Source organism: Halomonas sp. OfavH-34-E, assembly GCF_024124525.1.
Taxonomy (GTDB): Bacteria; Pseudomonadota; Gammaproteobacteria; order Pseudomonadales; family Halomonadaceae; genus Halomonas; species Halomonas litopenaei.
Window position 1 is genome coordinate 39,666 of the sequence record NZ_JAMXRY010000016.1, and the last position, 17,210, is coordinate 56,875.

Annotated in this window: 14 protein-coding genes; 11 read left to right on the forward strand and 3 right to left on the reverse strand. The window is 63.8% G+C overall.

The features are described from left to right. Positions 1-34 precede the first annotated feature (34 nt). Positions 35-1,135, reverse strand: coding sequence for a tRNA epoxyqueuosine(34) reductase QueG (gene queG, locus NH448_RS09035; protein WP_045993091.1), 1,101 nt, complete (start codon positions 1,133-1,135; stop codon positions 35-37). Between the two features lie 130 nt (positions 1,136-1,265). Here queG and NH448_RS09040 point away from each other — a divergent pair, with 130 nt between their 5' ends. From NH448_RS09040 to NH448_RS09090, 11 genes are all read left to right on the forward strand, one after another. Beyond that, positions 1,266-2,816 (forward strand): bifunctional ADP-dependent NAD(P)H-hydrate dehydratase/NAD(P)H-hydrate epimerase, encoded by a 1,551-nt coding sequence (locus NH448_RS09040; RefSeq protein WP_045993092.1) that lies wholly within the window; start codon positions 1,266-1,268, stop codon positions 2,814-2,816. After that, positions 2,797-3,303 (forward strand): tRNA (adenosine(37)-N6)-threonylcarbamoyltransferase complex ATPase subunit type 1 TsaE, encoded by a 507-nt coding sequence (gene tsaE, locus NH448_RS09045; RefSeq protein WP_045993093.1) that lies wholly within the window; start codon positions 2,797-2,799, stop codon positions 3,301-3,303. Before NH448_RS09040 ends, tsaE begins: the two co-directional genes overlap by 20 nt. Continuing rightward, positions 3,300-4,760: an N-acetylmuramoyl-L-alanine amidase gene (locus NH448_RS09050; RefSeq protein WP_083970436.1), complete on the forward strand. Its 1,461-nt coding sequence runs from the start codon at positions 3,300-3,302 to the stop codon at positions 4,758-4,760. The genes tsaE and NH448_RS09050 overlap by 4 nt, the downstream gene beginning before the upstream one ends. Then, on the forward strand, positions 4,757-6,865 hold the full coding sequence (gene mutL, locus NH448_RS09055; protein WP_045993094.1) for a DNA mismatch repair endonuclease MutL: 2,109 nt from the start codon (positions 4,757-4,759) through the stop codon (positions 6,863-6,865). Before NH448_RS09050 ends, mutL begins: the two co-directional genes overlap by 4 nt. Then, positions 6,865-7,842 carry a tRNA (adenosine(37)-N6)-dimethylallyltransferase MiaA gene (gene miaA, locus NH448_RS09060; RefSeq protein ID WP_045993120.1) on the forward strand — a complete coding sequence of 326 codons (978 nt, stop codon included), beginning with the start codon at positions 6,865-6,867 and terminating at the stop codon, positions 7,840-7,842. Before mutL ends, miaA begins: the two co-directional genes overlap by 1 nt. A gap of 132 nt (positions 7,843-7,974) precedes the next feature. Next, positions 7,975-8,220 (forward strand): RNA chaperone Hfq, encoded by a 246-nt coding sequence (gene hfq / locus NH448_RS09065; protein ID WP_045993095.1) that lies wholly within the window; start codon positions 7,975-7,977, stop codon positions 8,218-8,220. 18 nt (positions 8,221-8,238) lie between these two features. After that, on the forward strand, positions 8,239-9,555 hold the full coding sequence (gene hflX, locus NH448_RS09070; RefSeq protein WP_045993096.1) for a ribosome rescue GTPase HflX: 1,317 nt from the start codon (positions 8,239-8,241) through the stop codon (positions 9,553-9,555). A gap of 246 nt (positions 9,556-9,801) precedes the next feature. Next, entirely contained in the window at positions 9,802-11,046 is a 1,245-nt protein-coding gene (hflK, locus tag NH448_RS09075; RefSeq protein WP_045993097.1) for an FtsH protease activity modulator HflK, read from the forward strand. Further along, positions 11,047-11,949, forward strand: a complete 903-nt coding sequence (hflC, locus tag NH448_RS09080; RefSeq protein WP_045993098.1) for a protease modulator HflC — start codon at positions 11,047-11,049, stop codon at positions 11,947-11,949. It begins immediately after the preceding gene. A 273-nt stretch (positions 11,950-12,222) separates the two neighbouring features. After that, entirely contained in the window at positions 12,223-13,404 is a 1,182-nt protein-coding gene (locus NH448_RS09085) for an ATP phosphoribosyltransferase regulatory subunit (protein WP_045993099.1), read from the forward strand. 110 nt (positions 13,405-13,514) lie between these two features. Beyond that, positions 13,515-14,810, forward strand: coding sequence for an adenylosuccinate synthase (locus NH448_RS09090; RefSeq protein WP_045993100.1), 1,296 nt, complete (start codon positions 13,515-13,517; stop codon positions 14,808-14,810). Between the two features lie 108 nt (positions 14,811-14,918). Here the strand turns inward: NH448_RS09090 and NH448_RS09095 are convergent, their stop codons facing one another. After that, positions 14,919-15,353: a hypothetical protein gene (locus tag NH448_RS09095; protein WP_045993101.1), complete on the reverse strand. Its 435-nt coding sequence runs from the start codon at positions 15,351-15,353 to the stop codon at positions 14,919-14,921. A gap of 909 nt (positions 15,354-16,262) precedes the next feature. Then, positions 16,263-17,210: a tetratricopeptide repeat protein gene (locus NH448_RS09100; protein ID WP_083970437.1), complete on the reverse strand. Its 948-nt coding sequence runs from the start codon at positions 17,208-17,210 to the stop codon at positions 16,263-16,265.

A 17,210-nucleotide genomic window follows, 5' to 3' on the forward strand; every position in this document is an offset into this window, starting at 1 on the left:
AGGCGCTCGGCTCGAGGCGCTCAGCTCGACACGCTCAAGCAGAGGTGATCAGCTCGGCGCGCCGCTGGCGCTGGCGGGCGAGCGCCCAGCGTACGTGCTCGCGCACCAGCTCGGAGGGATAGGCCAGGCGGGTGAGCAGGGCGCGTTCGATGGCGGCGCTCCAGGGGGCGTTACCGAGCCCCACCGCCAGGTTGCGCAGCCAGCGTTCGTAGCCGATACGACGAATCGGGCTGCCGGCGGTGCGCTCGAGAAACTCCTCCTCGCTCCAGCCGAACAGGGTCAGCAGCTCCACCCGGTCGAGATCGTGGCGCGGCGCGAAGTCAGGTTCGCTGCTTGCCCGTGTGAAGCGGGTGAAGGGGCACACCAACTGGCAATCGTCACAGCCGAACACCCGATTGCCCATGGCCTCGCGATAGCGCTCGGGAATGGCGCCGAACAGCTCGATGGTCAGGTAGGAAATGCAGGCGCGGGCGTCGACCACCTTGTCCTCGACGATGGCGCCGGTAGGGCAGGCGGTGCGGCAGGCGCTGCAGCTGCCACAGTGTTCCTGCTCGAATGGCTCGTCCACCGGCAGCGGCAGGTCGGTGTAAAGCTCACCGAGAAAGAACATCGAGCCGGCTCTGGGATTGAGCAGCATGGCGTTCTTGCCGAACCAGCCGATACCGGCCTTGCGCGCCAGGCCGCGCTCCATCACCGGGGCCGAGTCGACGAAGGCGCGGTAGCCGAAGTCCCCGACTTCCGCCTCGATGGTCTTTGCCAGGCGCTGTAGCCGCTTGCGCATCAGCTTGTGGTAGTCACGCCCGGTGGCATAGCGTGACACATAGGCGCGGCTGGGCTGTCCCAGCACCTTGGTGGTCTCCACCTCCGGCGGCAGATAATCCAGGCGCACACTGATGACCCTGATGGTGCCGGGTTCGAGCTCGGCCGGACGGGTACGTTTGGTGCCGTGCTTGGCCATGAAGCCCATCTCGCCGTGGAAACCTGCCTCCAGCCAGCGCTCGAGGTGAGCCTCGTCGTCGCTCAAGTCGACGTCGGTGATGCCGACCTGCTGGAAGCCGAGCTCCCGCCCCCAGGTGCGGATGCGCGCCGCCAGGTCGTTGAAGTCGACGTCGGTGGACGGGGACGATGCAGACATAAATGAGGACATACCCGGCAAATGGCAAGACAGCCCGGCTCTGCGCTTGGCGCGAGAGGAGAAGGGCTTAGACTTCATAGGGAAGGAAGTGACCGCCATGGTAGACCATCACGATCGAAGGGAGAACCGCATGGACATCTTGGACGGCGGCGTGATTGAGCCAGGACAGACTCCGTTGTACACCGCCGAGCAGGTACGCGAGCTGGACCGCCGGGCGATCGCCGGTGAGAGCGACGGCTTCGCCCTGATGCACCGGGCCTCCGGCGTCGCCTGGCGCTGGCTGAAGGCGCGCTGGCCGGCGACCAAGTCGCTGACGGTGTTCTGCGGTGGCGGCAACAACGGCGGCGACGGCCATGTGCTGGCAGCGCTGGCCGCGACCGAAGGGCGCCAGGTGCAGCGGATTTCCCTGACCCCGCGTGAACGCCTGAAGGGTGACGCCTTGCGCGCGGCCGAGATGGCCGACGACGCCGGTGTCGGCTTTATCGAATGGCGAGAAGGATTGCGCGTGGAAGGGGACGTGGTGGTCGATGCCATGCTCGGTACCGGCTTTGCCGGCGACCTGCGTCCGACCTACGCCGCGGCCATCGCCGCCATCAATGAAAGCCGGTGTCCGGTGCTGGCGGTGGATATTCCCTCGGGCATCACCGCCGACGGCGGCGCCGAGCCCAGCATGGCGGTCAGGGCGGTGATGACGGTGACCTTTATCGCCGACAAGCTGGGACTGCACACCGGGCGTGGCGCCGCCCTGGCCGGCGAGGTGGTGGTGGAATCACTGGGGGTGGACGCCCTGGCCCATGACGATATCACGCCCACCGCCTGGCGCCTGCAGTCGAGCCTGGTGAACCTGGCGTTGCCTCCGCGTGAACGCGACATGCACAAGGGCGCCGCCGGATTCGCCGGCATCTTCGGTGGCGCACCCGGGTTCGGCGGGGCGGCGCTGCTGGCGGCAGAGGCCTGCGCCAGGGTGGGCGCTGGCCGAGTGCTGCTGGCCACCGCGCCGGAACACGTCGGCGCCAGTCTGGTGCGCTGCCCCGAGGTCATGGCGCGTGGGGTGACCCATGCCAGGGAACTCGATGAGCTGCTGGATCGCCTGAGTGTGCTCGCCGTGGGGCCAGGGCTTGGTCAGGGGAGCTGGGGCCAATCGGTGCTGCAGACCGCGCTGAAGCGCTCGATTCCGCTGGTGCTGGACGCCGATGCCCTCAATCTGCTGGTCAGCCGCTTTGCCGATCAGCGGCGTGACGACTGGATCCTGACCCCCCACCCGGGAGAAGCGGCACGCCTGCTCGAGACCAGCGTGGCCGAGGTCGAGGCGGACCGCCCCGGTGCCGCGCGCGCCCTGCAGCAACGCTGGGGCGGGGTGATCGTGCTCAAGGGGGCCGGAACGTTGATCGCGGGTCCAGACGGCCTGGCGCTGTGTCCTTTCGGCAACCCGGGCATGGCCAGCGGCGGCATGGGCGATACCCTGACCGGTGTGCTGGCGGGCTTGATGGCCCAGGGCCAGGCCCCGGGCTGGTCACTGGAACGCACCGCGCGGCTGGGCGTGCTGGTGCATGCCCTGGCCGGTGACATGGCGGCGAGAGAGGGCGGTGAGCGTGGTCTGTTGGCCAGCGATCTGGCATCCTGTGCACGAAAATTGGTCAATCCGACGATGGGCGAGGAAGATGCAGCTGCGACTCGATGATGAAGACCGCCAGGTCGCACTGGGGGAGTGCCTGGGACGGGCCTTGCAAGGACGAGGACGCGTCCACCTGTCGGGAGAGCTTGGGGCCGGCAAGACCACCCTGGCTCGCGGTGTGTTGCGCGCCTACGGCCATCAAGGTGCGGTGAAGAGTCCTACCTATACCCTGGTGGAGCCCTACGAGCTTTCGCTGGACGGGGAGCCGGTCACGCTGCACCACTTTGACCTCTACCGCCTGGGCGATCCCGAGGAGCTTGAGTTCATCGGTGGGCGCGATCTGCTCGCCGAGGGGCATCTGTGCCTGGTGGAGTGGGCCGAGCGCGGCGAGGGCTGGCTGACGCCGCCGGATCTCGAGGTGGCGCTAAGCCACGCCGAGACAGAAGGGCGCGAGGCGCGCATCAGCGCCGCCACGACCCTGGGCGAAGTGCTGCTGACGCGCCTGGAAGATGAAGTCTCCCGCGATCAACGACTGGCGGGAGGCAAGGCATGAGGCGTCGCCTTTCGGCCCGTATGGGTGCTGGTCTATTGGCGTTGGTGGCCACACTGGGCCTTACGCTTTCGAGCCTTGCCCAGGCCGCCAGCGTGGACAACATGCGCCTGTGGGCCGCGCCGGATCACTCGCGGCTGGTGTTCGACCTGTCGGCGCCGGCCACCGCCAACGTGTTCGAGCTCGACAACCCGCGCCGGCTGGTCATCGATCTCAGTGGCACCAGCCTGGCCGCCGATCCTGCCAGCATGGACCTGTCCAACAGCGCCATCAGCTCGGTGCGCACAGGCGTGCGCGATGGCGGCGATCTGCGCGTGGTGCTCGAGCTCAGCCGTGCCATCGAGCCGCGTCACTTCTCGTTGGCGCCCAACAACCAGTACGGCGATCGTCTGGTGGTGGATCTGGAGTACCCCGGCGAGAGCGCGGTGGAAGACCCCATCGATCCGATCGAGTCGATGATCCGTGAGCAGGAGATCGCCGCCGAGCGGGCCAAGACCGTGGCGGTGGCAGAGGGCCGTGACCCGGTGGAGGCAGCACCGGTGATCGACACCGCTCAGCCCCATCCCAAGCGCGACATCATCATCGCCGTGGACGCCGGGCACGGTGGCGAGGACCCCGGCGCGCTGGGCCCGAGCGGTACCCGCGAGAAGGACGTGGTGCTGCAGATGGCCGATCGCCTGGCGCGCATGATCAACGACTCCCCCGGCTTCAAGGCGGTGCTGATCCGCGACGGCGACTACTACGTCGGGCTGCGTCAGCGCACCCTGATCGCCCGCGAGCAGAAGGCCGATTTCTTCGTCTCCATTCACGCCGACGCCTTCAACAGTCCGCGTCCCCACGGCAGCTCGGTGTTCGCGCTGTCCCAGAGCGGAGCCACCTCGGAGACCGCCAAGTGGCTGGCGGCCAGCGAGAACCGCTCGGATCTGATCGGCGGGGTCGACGGCAACCTGTCGCTGGATGACAAGGATCAGGTGCTCAGAGGTGTGCTGCTGGACCTGACCATGACCGCGACCCTCAATGACTCCCTGACCATCGGCGATGAGGTGCTTAGTCGCATCGGGCGCATCAATGATCTGCATAAACCCAGGGTCGAGCAGGCCGGCTTCGTGGTGTTGAAGTCCCCGGACATTCCTTCCCTGCTGGTGGAGACGGGCTTTATCTCCAACCCCGAGGAAGAGCGACGACTCAAGGACGGCGGCTACCAGCAGCGGATGATGAGCGCCGTGTTCGGCGGCATCCGCTCGCACTTCGAGCGCAACCCGCCACCGGCAAGCCTGCTGGCCTGGCAGCGCGATCAGGGGCGGTCCACCGCTACCAACGAGTATCGCATCCAGCCAGGCGACACCCTGTCCGCCATCGCCTCGCGTCACGGCGTGGCGCTCAGCGCGCTCAAGCAGGTCAACGAGCTGTCCGGGGACGTCATTCGCGTCGGCCAGGTGTTGAGGATTCCCAGTTCATGAGTGATATCCCGTGTGAGAGCGAGCCTGGCGTCCAGGTGTCACAGCGCCGCTCGATCAAGATTCTCGACCCCCGGCTGGCCAACCAGATCGCCGCCGGTGAGGTGGTGGAACGCCCGGCCTCGGTGGTCAAGGAACTGATCGAGAACGCCATCGACGCCGGCAGCACCCGCATCGAGGTGGACATCGAGTCCGGCGGTGCCCGGCTGATCCGGATCCGTGACGATGGCTCCGGCATCGGAGAGGAGGACCTGCCGCTGGCGCTGTCACGACACGCCACCAGCAAGATCCTGTCGCTGGAGGAGCTCGAGGGCGTCGCCAGCCTCGGCTTTCGTGGCGAGGCGCTGGCCTCGATCAGCTCGGTGTCGCGACTCGAGTTGACCTCCAACGTCGAGCAGGACCCTCAGGGCGGCTGGCGGGTGGTGGCCGAAGGGCGGCGCATGGAGCCCCGCGTCACGCCGGCACCCCATCCTCGTGGTACCTCGGTGGCGGTGCGTGATCTGTTTTTCAACACTCCGGCCCGGCGCAAGTTCCTGCGTACCGAAAAGACCGAGTTCAACCATGTCGAGGAGGCCTTTCGGCGCCAGGCGTTGTCGCGCTTCGACATCGGCTGGACCCTTCGCCACAACCAGAAGACCATCCACCAGTTGCCGGTGGCACGGGATGACCACGCGGTGGAGCGACGTCTCGCTTCGCTGTTGGGCAAGAACTTCCTGGACAATGCCCTGACCCTGGACATCGCCACCGGCAGCCTGCGCCTGTGGGGCTGGGTGGGACTACCGACCCACTCCCGCGCCCAGGCCGACCAGCAGTACTTTTTCGTCAATGGCAGGGTGGTGCGCGACCGGCTGGTGGCCCACGCCATCCGCCAGGCCTACCGCGATGTGCTGTTCAATGGTCGCCACCCGGTATTCGTGCTCTATCTGGACGTGGACCCCACGGTGGTGGACGTCAATGTCCACCCGACCAAGCACGAGGTGCGCTTTCGCGACGGGCGCATGGTCCACGACTTTCTGTTCTCGAGCCTGCACCGGGCGCTGGGCGAGGCCCGCGCCGGGCACCAGGACGGCCAGCATCCGGGTCAGCAAGCGAGCACCGATACCGATGGTCTCGATGTCGACCCCGAGACCGGCGAGATCCGCGAACCGGCTCCCCAGGGCGGGAACCTTGGGCAACACCCGTCTCAGCAACAGCCCTCCTGGCAGCAGCAGCCCATGGCGCTGCACCCGCGCCGCGACGAGGGCGAGGGCGAGGGCGGTGTCACCCCGGACCGGGTGCGCGCCTTCATGGACGGCTACCGCAAGCTGCACCCGGACCACGAAGACAGCCTGCTGACGCCGCAGCCAGGAGGCCCTGGCGCCGGCGGTCTGGCCGCCGGCACGGCCCAGGCCGAGCGCCATAGCCCCACGCCGAGAACCTGGCCCGGCGCCGCTGGCGCGGCTAGTGAGTCCCCTGCCGGGGTCGGCGGCGCATCGCTCACCTCGTCGACGCCTGAGGTGATGCCGGAAGACGACGCCACCCAGGCGCCGCCACTGGGCTACGCCATCGCCCAGTTGCACGGCATCTACATTCTGGCCCAGAGCGCCCAGGGGCTGGTGCTGGTGGACATGCACGCGGCCCACGAGCGCATCGTCTACGAGCGCATGAAGACCCAGGTCCACGGTGGCGCGCTGGACGCCCAGCCGCTGCTGGTACCGGTGTCGCTGGCGGTCAGCGCCGCCGAGGTCGAGACCGCCGAGCGCGAGCGCGAAGCCTTCACCCGGCTTGGTGTCGAACTCGATGCCGCCGGTCCAGAGACCCTGCTGGTGCGCCAGGTGCCGGCGCTGCTGGCCGATGCCGACGTGGAACCGCTGGTGCGCGAGATGCTCTCGGACCTGGAGCGCTACGGCCGCTCCGATCGCATCGAGGCCCACATCAACGAGTTGCTGTCGACCATGGCCTGCCACGGCAGCGTACGCGCCAATCGCCAGTTGACCATTGCCGAGATGAACGCGTTGCTGCGCGACATGGAGCGCACCGAGCGCAGCGGCCAGTGCAACCATGGCCGCCCCACCTGGACCCAGATGAGCCTCAAGGATCTGGACCGGCTGTTTCTGCGAGGGCAATGATGGCGCCGACAGACGCTCCGGCCGCGGCCACGCCGCCTGCGCAGGACGACCGACCGCTGGCGCTGCTGCTGATGGGCCCCACGGCGGCGGGCAAGACCGATCTTGCCATCGAGATCCGCGAGCGCCTGGGTGGCGAGATCATCAGCGTCGATTCGGCGATGATCTATCGCGGCATGGACATCGGCTCGGCCAAGCCCTCGGCCGAGGAACTCGCCCGGGCGCCCCATCGACTGATCGATATCCGTGATCCGGCCCAGGCCTACTCGGCGGCAGAGTTTCGCGACGATGCCCTGGCCGAGATGCACGATATCGCCGCCAGTGGTCGGCTGCCGCTGCTGGTCGGTGGCACCATGATGTACTACAAGCGCCTGGTCGAGGGGGTCGCCAACCTGCCCTCGGCGGACAGCGCCGTGCGTGAACGCCTGTCCCGCCAGGCCGAGCAGGACGGCCTCGAGGCGTTGCATCGGCGCCTGGGCGAGGTCGATCCCGAGTCGGCCGCGCGCATTCACCCCAATGATCCTCAGCGCCTGATGCGGGCGCTGGAAGTGTTCGAGCTGTCCGGGCGGCCGATGAGCGAGCTGTGGAATGAGCAGCGTCGTGAAACCTTTCCCTTTCGTCTGCTGTCCATAGGGCTCGCTCCCGCCGAGCGCTCCGTGCTGCACGAGAGAATCGCCAGGCGCTTCACCGCCATGCTGGACGGCGGATTTCTCGATGAAGTGGCGGCGCTCAAGGCGCGTGGCGATTTGACGCTGTCGCTGCCATCGATGAAGAGCGTGGGCTATCGTCAGGCATGGCAGTACCTGGATGGCGAGTTTGATCGTGAGACGTTCATTCATCGTGGCGTGGTGGCGACGCGTCAGTTGGCCAAGCGGCAGCTGACCTGGATGCGTAGCTGGCCTGCGCTGACCTGGGTGGACCCGTTGGCGGCCGACCCCGCCGAGCGCCTCGTGAAACTCGTGCGCGAAGCGGGGACTTAGCGTAAGATAACGAGTTCGTGCGACCACTTGCAGGGTCCCGCCGAACAACCGAATACCTGTCGCCCGCCGTCTTGAAGACCTCGGCGGGCGGCACCATAACCTAAAACCCTAAGACACTTCAGGGAGAGCAACATGTCCAAAGGGCAGTCCCTTCAAGACCCGTACCTGAACATTCTGCGCAAGGAGCGCATTCCGGTATCGATTTTCCTGGTCAACGGCATCAAGCTGCAGGGCCAGATCGAATCCTTTGACCAATTTGTCATCCTGCTGCGCAACACCGTCAGCCAGATGGTCTACAAGCACGCCATCTCCACGGTGGTGCCGTCACGCAATGTGCGTCTGCCGGCCCAGGATCCAGCTGCGCAGCCGGAGAGCTGATATTTCGTGAGGTATTGATTGTTTTTTGAACGTCCCGACGCCGGTGAAACGGCGGTACTCGTCCATATCGACTTTCAGGACGAGAAGGAGCGCGAAGATCCCGGTGAGTTCCACGAGCTGGTGAGGTCGGCGGGTGCCGAACCCGCAACCCTCGTGACCGGCTCGCGGCAACGACCCGACCCCAGGAGTTTCGTGGGGTCGGGCAAGCTCGAGGAAATCGGCGAGGCCCTGGCGGTACACAAGGCCGAGCTGGTGATCTTCAACCACGCGCTCAGTCCTTCCCAGGAACGCAACGTCGAGCAGACGCTGAAGTGTCGTGTGCTCGATCGTACGGGCCTGATTCTGGATATCTTCGCCCAGCGGGCGCGGACTCACGAGGGCAAGCTGCAGGTGGAGCTGGCCCAGCTCGAGTACATGTCCACGCGGCTGGTGCGAGGCTGGACCCACCTGGAACGCCAGAAGGGCGGTATCGGCCTGCGCGGTCCGGGTGAAACCCAGCTCGAGACCGACCGCCGCCTGCTGCGTGCGCGCATCAAGTCGATCCACAAGCGCCTGGACAAGGTGCGTAGCCAACGCAGCCAGAATCGCCGCGCCCGCTCGCGTGCCGAGATCCCCAGCGTCTCGCTGGTGGGCTACACCAACGCCGGCAAGTCAACGCTTTTCAACAGCTTGACGGCGTCTGAGGTCTATGCGGCGGACCAGCTCTTCGCTACTCTCGACCCTACGCTGCGGCGTCTTGAGGTCGAGGACGTGGGGCCGGTGGTGCTGGCGGACACGGTGGGCTTTATCCGCCACCTGCCGCACAAGCTGGTCGAGGCGTTCCGTGCCACCCTGCAGGAGGCCGCCGAGGCCAGCCTGCTGGTGCATGTGATCGACTCAGCGGATCCTGATCGTGAGCTCAACGTCACCCAGGTGGAGGCGGTGCTCGACGAGATCGGCGCGCTGGACGTGCCGACGCTCAAGGTGATGAACAAGATCGACCTGTTCGACAGTTCGCCACGCATCGAGCGCGACGAGCACGGGGTACCGCAGACGGTGTGGCTGTCGGCGCAGAAGGGGCTGGGACTGGACCTGCTGACCCAGGCCCTGACCGAGCGGCTGGCGGAAGACATCATCGACTTCTCGCTGACCCTGACGCCGGAGCAGGGCAAGCTGCGCGCGGCGCTGCATGAGCTGAATGCCGTGCGCGACGAGTCCTTCGACGAGGACGGCCAGACGCAGCTGGATGTGCGTCTGCCGCGTCGTGACTTCAATCAGTTGATGGCACGCCTTGGCGAGCGTGCCGCGGATTACCTTCCCGTCGCGCTGCAGGAACGCGACGTCTGGGAAGCCTGAACCGACCCGCCTGACGGGTCGGCAAGAGCGTCGCCCGGATGGTGACGCCACAAGGAAAGCACTGAAGAAATGTCGCGAGCGACGACAGGTAGGTCGCCGCCGGAGGTCGGAGTCGACACAGGGTTAAATGAGAACCTTGAGCACCGCCGGCGGCCGAGATGCCGAGCGCAGCAATGTATGCAGTGTTTTCCAAGGATCGCAATCGATGCGCCTCGTCTAGGCGGGGGCACAGAGTGGAGACGACGTATGGCCTGGAATGAGCCTGGTGGCGGCAACGGCAACCAGCACGACCCCTGGAGTGGCGGGGGGCGCCGTGGCGGTAATGGGGGCGGTGGCAACCGCGGTGGCGACAATCAGGGTCCCCCCGACCTCGATGAGGCCCTGAAGAAGTTTCAGGACAAGCTCAATGGCATGCTCGGCGGCCGCGGCGGCAAGCGCGGCGGTGGCAAGGATGGCGGCAAGGGCGGCGGCAATCGCCCGCGCAATACCTTCGCCTTGCCGGGACTGTTGATCATCATCGGTCTCGCCGTATGGGCGGCCAGCGGCTTCTATCTGGTCGACCAGTCGGAGCGGGGCGTCGTGCTGCGCTTCGGCAAGTTCCAGGAAGTCGTCACTCCGGGTCTGCAGTGGAATCCGCCGCTGATCGACGACGTGCGCATGGTCAACGTTACCCGCGTGCGCTCGGTCAGCCAGACCCAGTCGATGCTGACCCAGGACGAGAACATCGTCTCGGTCGAGATCTCGGCCCAGTACCAGGTGGCAGCGCCCCGTGACTACGTGCTCAACGTGCGTGATCCCGAGCTGTCGCTGGAAAACGCCCTCGACTCGGCGCTGCGTCACGTGGTCGGTGGCACCGACATGATCGACATCCTGACCTCGGGTCGTGAGATCCTCGGCAGTGCCGTGACCAGCCGTCTGCAGACCTACCTGGACAACTACGGTACCGGTATCCGTCTGGTGACCCTGAACGTCGAGTCGACCTCGCCGCCCGATGCGGTGCAGGACGCCTTCGATGACGTCATCCGTGCCCGCGAGGATCGTCAGCGCACGATCAACCAGGCCATGGCCTACGCCAACGCCATCATCCCGGCGGCTCAGGGTCAGGCGCAGCGTATCGTCGAGCAGGGCCAGGGTTACCGCGAATCAGTGGTCGCCGAGGCGCGTGGTCAGGCCAACCGCTTCACCGCACTGCTGACCCAGTATCGCAATGCCCCCGAGGTGATGCGCGAGCGTCTCTACCTCGACGCCATCTCCGAGGTGCTCGGCCAGACCAACAAGGTACTGGTGGACGTCGATCAGGATGGCCCCTTGATGGTGCTGCCGATGGACCGTATCGGCCGTGGTCTGGGCACGTCCACCGCTGCCGACGCCGAGAATCAGCTCGATCCGCAGGTGCTGGAGCGCATCCGTGCCGAGTCCGCCAACGCGGCCTCCAATTCAAGCTCGAACCGCAACGGTCGTGACACCGGTATTCAGCGGGAGGGTCGCTAAATGATCAATAATCGATCCCTGCTCATCGTCGGCGGCCTGGCCGCCGCCGCCTGGCTGGCCAGCAACAGCCTCTACGTGGTCGACGAGACCGAGCGTGCGGTCAAGCTGCGCTTCGGTGAGATCATCGAGGAAAATATCCAGCCGGGCCTGCACGTCAAGGTGCCGATCACCCAGACCATTCGCAAGTTCGACACCCGGGTGCTGACACTGGATACCGACGCCAGCCGCTACCTGACCCAGGAGCAGAAGGCGGTGATCGTGGACTCCTACGTCAAGTGGCAGGTGGTCAACCCCACTCGCTACTACGAGGCCACGGCCGGTGACGAACTGATGGCGGTTCGCCTGATCCAGCCGCGGGTCGACGAGAGCCTGCGTAACGAGTTCGGCCAGTTGAACCTGCAGCAGATCATCTCCGAGAAGCGTGACGAGCTGATGTCCGGCCCCACCGAGGAGCTCGACAAGCTGATGCGCGAAGAGATCGGGGTGGCCATCCTCGACGTGCGGGTCAAGCGTATCGACCTGCCCGAGGACGTGTCCTCGGCGGTGTACGATCGCATGCGCTCCGAGCGTGAGCGTGAGGCCCGCGAGTGGCGTGCCCAGGGCCAGGAGGAGTCCGAGCGGATTCGTGCCAACGCCGATCGCCGCCGTCAGGTGCTGCTGGCCCAGGCCAACGAGCGTGCCGAGACCCTGCGTGGTGAGGGTGACGCCGAGGCCGCCGGTATCTACTCCGACGCCTACGAGGGCGATACCGAGTTCTATCGCTTCTGGCGTAGCCTCAACGCCTATCGCGACTCCTTCGGTGCCGGCGAGGGCAACATGATGGTGCTGGATCCCTCCAGCGACTTCTTCCGTTACCTCAAGAGCGCCGATCCCCAGGGAGCTGGCAGCCAGCCCCAGGGCTAGCGGTGGCCCCTGGCCGCCGACCGCAAGGGCGAATGCCGCCCTTGCGGGGTTCAACTGGCGGCCAAACGTGATAGAATCGGTAAACCGGGCGTGGCCCGGTTTTTTTGTGGCCGTCATTCCCGACATCGTTCCGTCCGACGCATTCGCCAGCACGCCAGAAGTTCCGAGACCGCTCCGAGATGAGTTCCCGGATTTCACCAGTGCGCGAGGTTTTGCGTGCGCGCGGACCAGGCCCACCGTCTAAGCAAGATATCGACCAAGCAGGATATCGACATGACCATCGCTGACCGCTGGCTCCTGCCCGACGGCATGGACGAGGTGCTGCCGCCTCAGGCCAGTCGTATGGAGGAGCTGCGCCGGGCGCTGCTCGACCTCTTCCATCTCTGGGGTTACGACCAGGTGATGCCGCCCCCGGTGGAGTTTCTCGACTCCCTGCTGACCGGCACCGGCACCGATCTCGACCTTCAGACCTTCAAGCTCACCGACCAGCTCACCGGGCGCATGATGGGGGTGACCGCCGACGTCACGCCGCAGGTGGCGCGCATCGATGCCCACTCGCTCAAGCGCGAAGGGCCGGTGCGTCTGTGCTACTGCACCAATGTGCTGCGAGCCAAGGCCGACAAGCATCAGGGCGGGCGCAGCCCGGTCCAGGTCGGTGTCGAGCTGTTCGGCAGCGCCAGCCTGGCGGCGGATCTCGAGATCCTGCGCCTGGCGCTGGAGAGCCTCTCGGCCTCCGGCGCCGGCGAGGTGCACCTGGCGCTTGGCCACGTCGGCATCTACCGCAACCTGGTCGAGGTCGCCGAGCTCGACGCCGAGGCCGAATACGCCATCTCCGCGGCGCTGGCGCTGAAGTCGCCGGGGCAGCTAGAGGCAGAGGTGTCCAGGGCGGTAAGCGATCCCGCTCTGGCGGCCATGTTCCGCACCCTGGGCGAGCTGCACGGCGGCCCCGAGGTGCTCGACCAGGCCCGCGAAGCCTTTGCCGAGGCGCCCCAGGCGGTCAACGACGCCCTCGACAAGCTGTGCGAGCTGTATCAGGGCGTGCATCGCGAGCACCCCGAGGTGGCCTGCTACTTTGACCTGGCCGAGCTGCGCGGCTATCAGTACCACACCGGCATGATGTTCGCCGCCTACGTGCCGGGGTACGGTCAAGCCCTGGCCAAGGGCGGGCGTTACGACGACACCGGCCGTGCCTTCGGTCGCGCCAGGCCTGCTACCGGCTTCTCGATGGATCTGAAGCTGTTGGCGACGCTGGCCTCCAGCGAGGCCGCCAGCGACAGCGTCTGGGCGCCGGCGGAAGGTGACGCCGAGGGCCTCGACGAGGCGGTTCAGGCCTTGAGGCGCCAGGGGCGCCGGGTGATCCAGGGGCTGCCCGGACAGCGCGCGGCAGGACACGGCTGCAGCGAGCAGCTGGTGGCCCGAGACCAGCGCTGGGTGCTCGAACCGCTGGCGACATGATCCGATCGGCAGTGCCTGGCACTGTCTGGCAAGCAATACCGGGGCGCCGGGGCGTGGCGCTTTAATCGACTGTGGCGCCAAGGCGCAACCAAGAAGAGACGAGAACTGCAATGGGCAAGAACGTAGTCGTACTGGGTACCCAATGGGGCGATGAAGGCAAGGGCAAGGTCGTCGACCTGCTGACCGAGTCCGCCTCCGCCGTGGTGCGTTTTCAGGGCGGTCACAATGCCGGCCACACCCTGGTCATCGACGGTGAAAAGACCGTCCTGCACCTGATTCCGTCCGGCGTGCTGCGCGAGGACAAGACCTGCGTTATCGGCAACGGCGTGGTGCTGTCGCCGGAGGCGCTGATTAAGGAAATCCGCGAGCTCGAGAGCAAGGGCGTACCGGTGCGCCAGCGCCTGCGTCTGTCGCCGGCCTGTCCGCTGATCCTCGACTACCACGTGCGCCTGGATCAGGCTCGCGAGAAGGCTCGTGGCATCGCCAAGATCGGCACCACCGGTCGCGGCATCGGCCCGGCCTACGAAGACAAGGTCGCCCGCCGTGGCCTGCGTCTGGGCGATATGCTCCATCGTGAGCGCTTCGCCTCCAAGCTGGGCGAGGTGCTGGACTACCACAACTTCGTGCTGACCAAGTACCACGGCGAAGAGCCGGTGGACTTCCAGGCGACCCTGGAAAGCGCCATGGAGATGGCCGAAGAGCTGCGTCCGATGGTCACCGACACCGTGAGCCTGGTCCACGACCTGCGCAAGGGTGGCGAGAACATCCTGTTCGAAGGCGCCCAGGGCTCGCTGCTGGACATCGACCACGGCACCTATCCCTACGTCACCAGCTCCAACACCACCGCCGGCGGCACCGCTACCGGTTCAGGCGTCGGCCCGCTGTATCTGGACTACGTGCTGGGTATCACCAAGGCCTACACCACCCGTGTCGGCTCTGGTCCGTTCCCCACCGAGCTGTTCGACGAACACGGCCGTCACCTGGCAGAGAAGGGCCACGAGTTCGGTGCCACCACCGGTCGCGCCCGTCGTTGCGGCTGGTTCGATGCCGTGGCGCTGCGTCACGCGGTGCAGATCAACTCGGTATCCGGCATCTGCCTGACCAAGCTCGACGTGCTCGACGGTCTCGAGAACATCCGTGTCTGTGTGGGCTATCGCAGCAAGGACGGCGAAGTGCTCGACAACCCGGTGGACTCCGAAGGCTACGAGGCCATCGAGCCGGTCTACCAGGACCTGCCGGGCTGGAGCGAGTCGACTCTGGGCGTCAAGCGCGTCGAGGACCTGCCCAACGCCGCCCGCGCCTACATCAGCTTCCTCGAGGAGCAGGTCGGCACCTCCATCGACATCATCTCCACCGGCCCGGACCGCAACGAGACTATCGTCCTGCGCAATCCCTTCGGTGACTGATCGTCAGGTCGCCTGACCCAAGCGACGGGCGCAACAGAAAAGGCCGGCAGTGATGCCGGCCTTTTGCGCTCTATCGATAACCCTCACCGATTCCTTCTGCTGTTGAATTCATGGTGACACTCCATCGAGAGCCTCGTGTGATTTTCTGTATACGCGCCCCAAAGCAAGCAGAATGACGCCAAGCAAAGCGACGCCGATCATGATCGAGAAGCCGGAGAGGTAGTCGCTGAAATAATCGAAAGCGCTTGTGTCCATAACGTTAGAAAGCTCTTCCGATCGCTTGAACGATATCAATAGAAAAGTAATCAAGACATTGACTGCCTGCCCTGATAGTAGCGTGATGCCTGACAATGTCATCCAATTTGACCTAGGGTATACCACCAGGCCAAGTAACAGGAATCCTGCCAGAGGTATGCAATATTCCCCCATTACTTCAAACTTTACATTCCCGGTTTCTGGGACATCGAAGAAGGCCAGCAGGCCCACTGTATATACGAAAAAGGCGCAGATCGTTAGAAAGAGAATACCAAATAATTTTCTCATGATGATACCGTCATGAGACGAGAGAATTGAAATAGATATTGGCTTTTTGACGATATAGGAAAAAGGTAGATATTATAAAAAACAACAATAATAAATTTGTTATTGATTTGTCGAAGTTAATGAAAAACAAAAACAGAAGAGTTAAGCCGTGCCAGAATACAAAGATATTTCTCCCTCTTTTTAGACGAGCGAATATCATCATTGCTGTATATAGTAGCATAGTAGCATTAACGGTTAGTAATAATGACTGCATTCCCCTAGGCAGCCCAATCATATGCATTTTTATGGTAAAGTCGATGCTTTCATAGCCTCTCATCATTAACCCAAATTGTACTGTGGAAAATATCATCAGGGCGCAGCAGATGATTGATATGGAAATAGGACGTTTAGGCATTACACACTCCTTTGTGTAGTTTACTTCCTGTAATAAGTTACGACTGGTTTATCAAGGCTCCTTTTTTCCTGAGTGAATTTCACATATGTAAGGTAGGCAGCATACGTCTACACCAAGTGTCGAAGCGTCCCCAAAAACTGGATGTGTGGTAGTACTGGGGAAGGGAAACGAACATATAAAACGAAGACATAGCATTCTTGCTACTTGTAGCTACCATCCGGCTGGTGCTCCAGGCCATTCTGTTCCTCTTCCATGGACTCGTAGGGCAGTACCTGGCCTTGCTCATCGCGAACGCCACATCGGCAGCGGGTCACCCAGCAGGAGACGGTTCGCGCAGCGTATACGGTGAGGGTTGAGGGCAAGCCGCACTTTTTGGAACGGTGAACAAAGCACCGGGTTCGATGATCTCCGCGCCAACGAAGACGGTAGTGGTTCTTAGGGTGACATAGAGAGCTGCCCACCGAAGAACCGCCGGTTGGCGGTACCGGTGGAATATCTCTGTAGTGTCGTCAGTGTTACTTAAAACTGCCGTCGGGTTGATACTCAAGTCCATAGTAACTTGGTACGAAAACACCGTGTTCCTCTTGCCACTCGCGTGAAAGGCGAATGGCTTCCTGAACCTGCTCAGGAGTCATTATTGCCTCAAGGCGACGTTTGTCTGGCGCTCCAGCAGGATCCTGGAGGTCGTAGTACTTATATGCTTGAACCAGATCTACCTCGGTGCCGATGCCATGTTCGTAGTAGTTGGCAAGGCCTCGGTGGCTCAGAAATCCATTAAAAGGCATATCTTCTGCGCGTTTTAGCCACTCAAATGCTGTTTGTTCATCTTTAGGGACACCAGTCCCTTCTCGGTAGATGCCGGCAAGCTGGGTGGCGGACTCGGCATCACCCTGTTCGGCGGCTTCGGTAAACCAGATTTTCGCCTGCTGGATATCTTCATCCACTAGGTCCTGAGGATCGGCGCCACGGTAGGCATGGCCAAGATCTTTCTGGGAAAGAATATAGCCTTTTTCCGCCGATGCCTGGAGATAGGCCAGGGCAAGTGGTTTGTTGACTTGTGTGCCAATTCCCTTGTAGTAGACGGTGAAGAGAGAGTAACCGGCATCTATAACGCCAAGTCTCCATGCCTCTTGAAGTAATTTCGAGCCTTCGCTTGTGTCAGGCTGCCGCTCGAATCCTGTGATCTGACCAAAGTGAATAAGGCCCAATAAAAAGGTGGCCTCTCCATCTCCGTTTCGACTTCTTTCTTTAATTTGATCTTCTGTTGTGTTTTTTAAGTAGTCCCAGTAGGGTTTATTTTGGGGTGTGTTTGAGATAAGATAAGGTGTTCCTTCCATTTCGACAATAGTTATGGGCTGAGATTTTATAAGGCTGAAAGTGGAGGCGTTATCACAGCCCGAAATGCTGGCTATTGTCAGAAGAGATAAAATTAATATTGCTAGGCGTTGATGAATGTTTGGCAC

Bases quoted from the DNA above. Each gene is read 5' to 3' on its own strand.
- NH448_RS09040 (WP_045993092.1), top strand. From the start codon at position 1,266: ATGGACATCTTGGACGGCGGCGTGATTGAGCCAGGACAGACTCCGTTG.
- NH448_RS09085 (WP_045993099.1), top strand. From the start codon at position 12,223: ATGACCATCGCTGACCGCTGGCTCCTGCCCGACGGCATGGACGAGGTG.
- mutL (WP_045993094.1), top strand. From the start codon at position 4,757: ATGAGTGATATCCCGTGTGAGAGCGAGCCTGGCGTCCAGGTGTCACAG.
- NH448_RS09095 (WP_045993101.1), bottom strand. From the start codon at position 15,353: ATGAGAAAATTATTTGGTATTCTCTTTCTAACGATCTGCGCCTTTTTC.
- NH448_RS09050 (WP_083970436.1), top strand. From the start codon at position 3,300: ATGAGGCGTCGCCTTTCGGCCCGTATGGGTGCTGGTCTATTGGCGTTG.
- tsaE (WP_045993093.1), top strand. From the start codon at position 2,797: ATGCAGCTGCGACTCGATGATGAAGACCGCCAGGTCGCACTGGGGGAG.
- queG (WP_045993091.1), bottom strand. From the start codon at position 1,135: ATGTCTGCATCGTCCCCGTCCACCGACGTCGACTTCAACGACCTGGCG.
- hflK (WP_045993097.1), top strand. From the start codon at position 9,802: ATGGCCTGGAATGAGCCTGGTGGCGGCAACGGCAACCAGCACGACCCC.
- hflC (WP_045993098.1), top strand. From the start codon at position 11,047: ATGATCAATAATCGATCCCTGCTCATCGTCGGCGGCCTGGCCGCCGCC.
- miaA (WP_045993120.1), top strand. From the start codon at position 6,865: ATGGCGCCGACAGACGCTCCGGCCGCGGCCACGCCGCCTGCGCAGGAC.
- NH448_RS09090 (WP_045993100.1), top strand. From the start codon at position 13,515: ATGGGCAAGAACGTAGTCGTACTGGGTACCCAATGGGGCGATGAAGGC.
- hfq (WP_045993095.1), top strand. From the start codon at position 7,975: ATGTCCAAAGGGCAGTCCCTTCAAGACCCGTACCTGAACATTCTGCGC.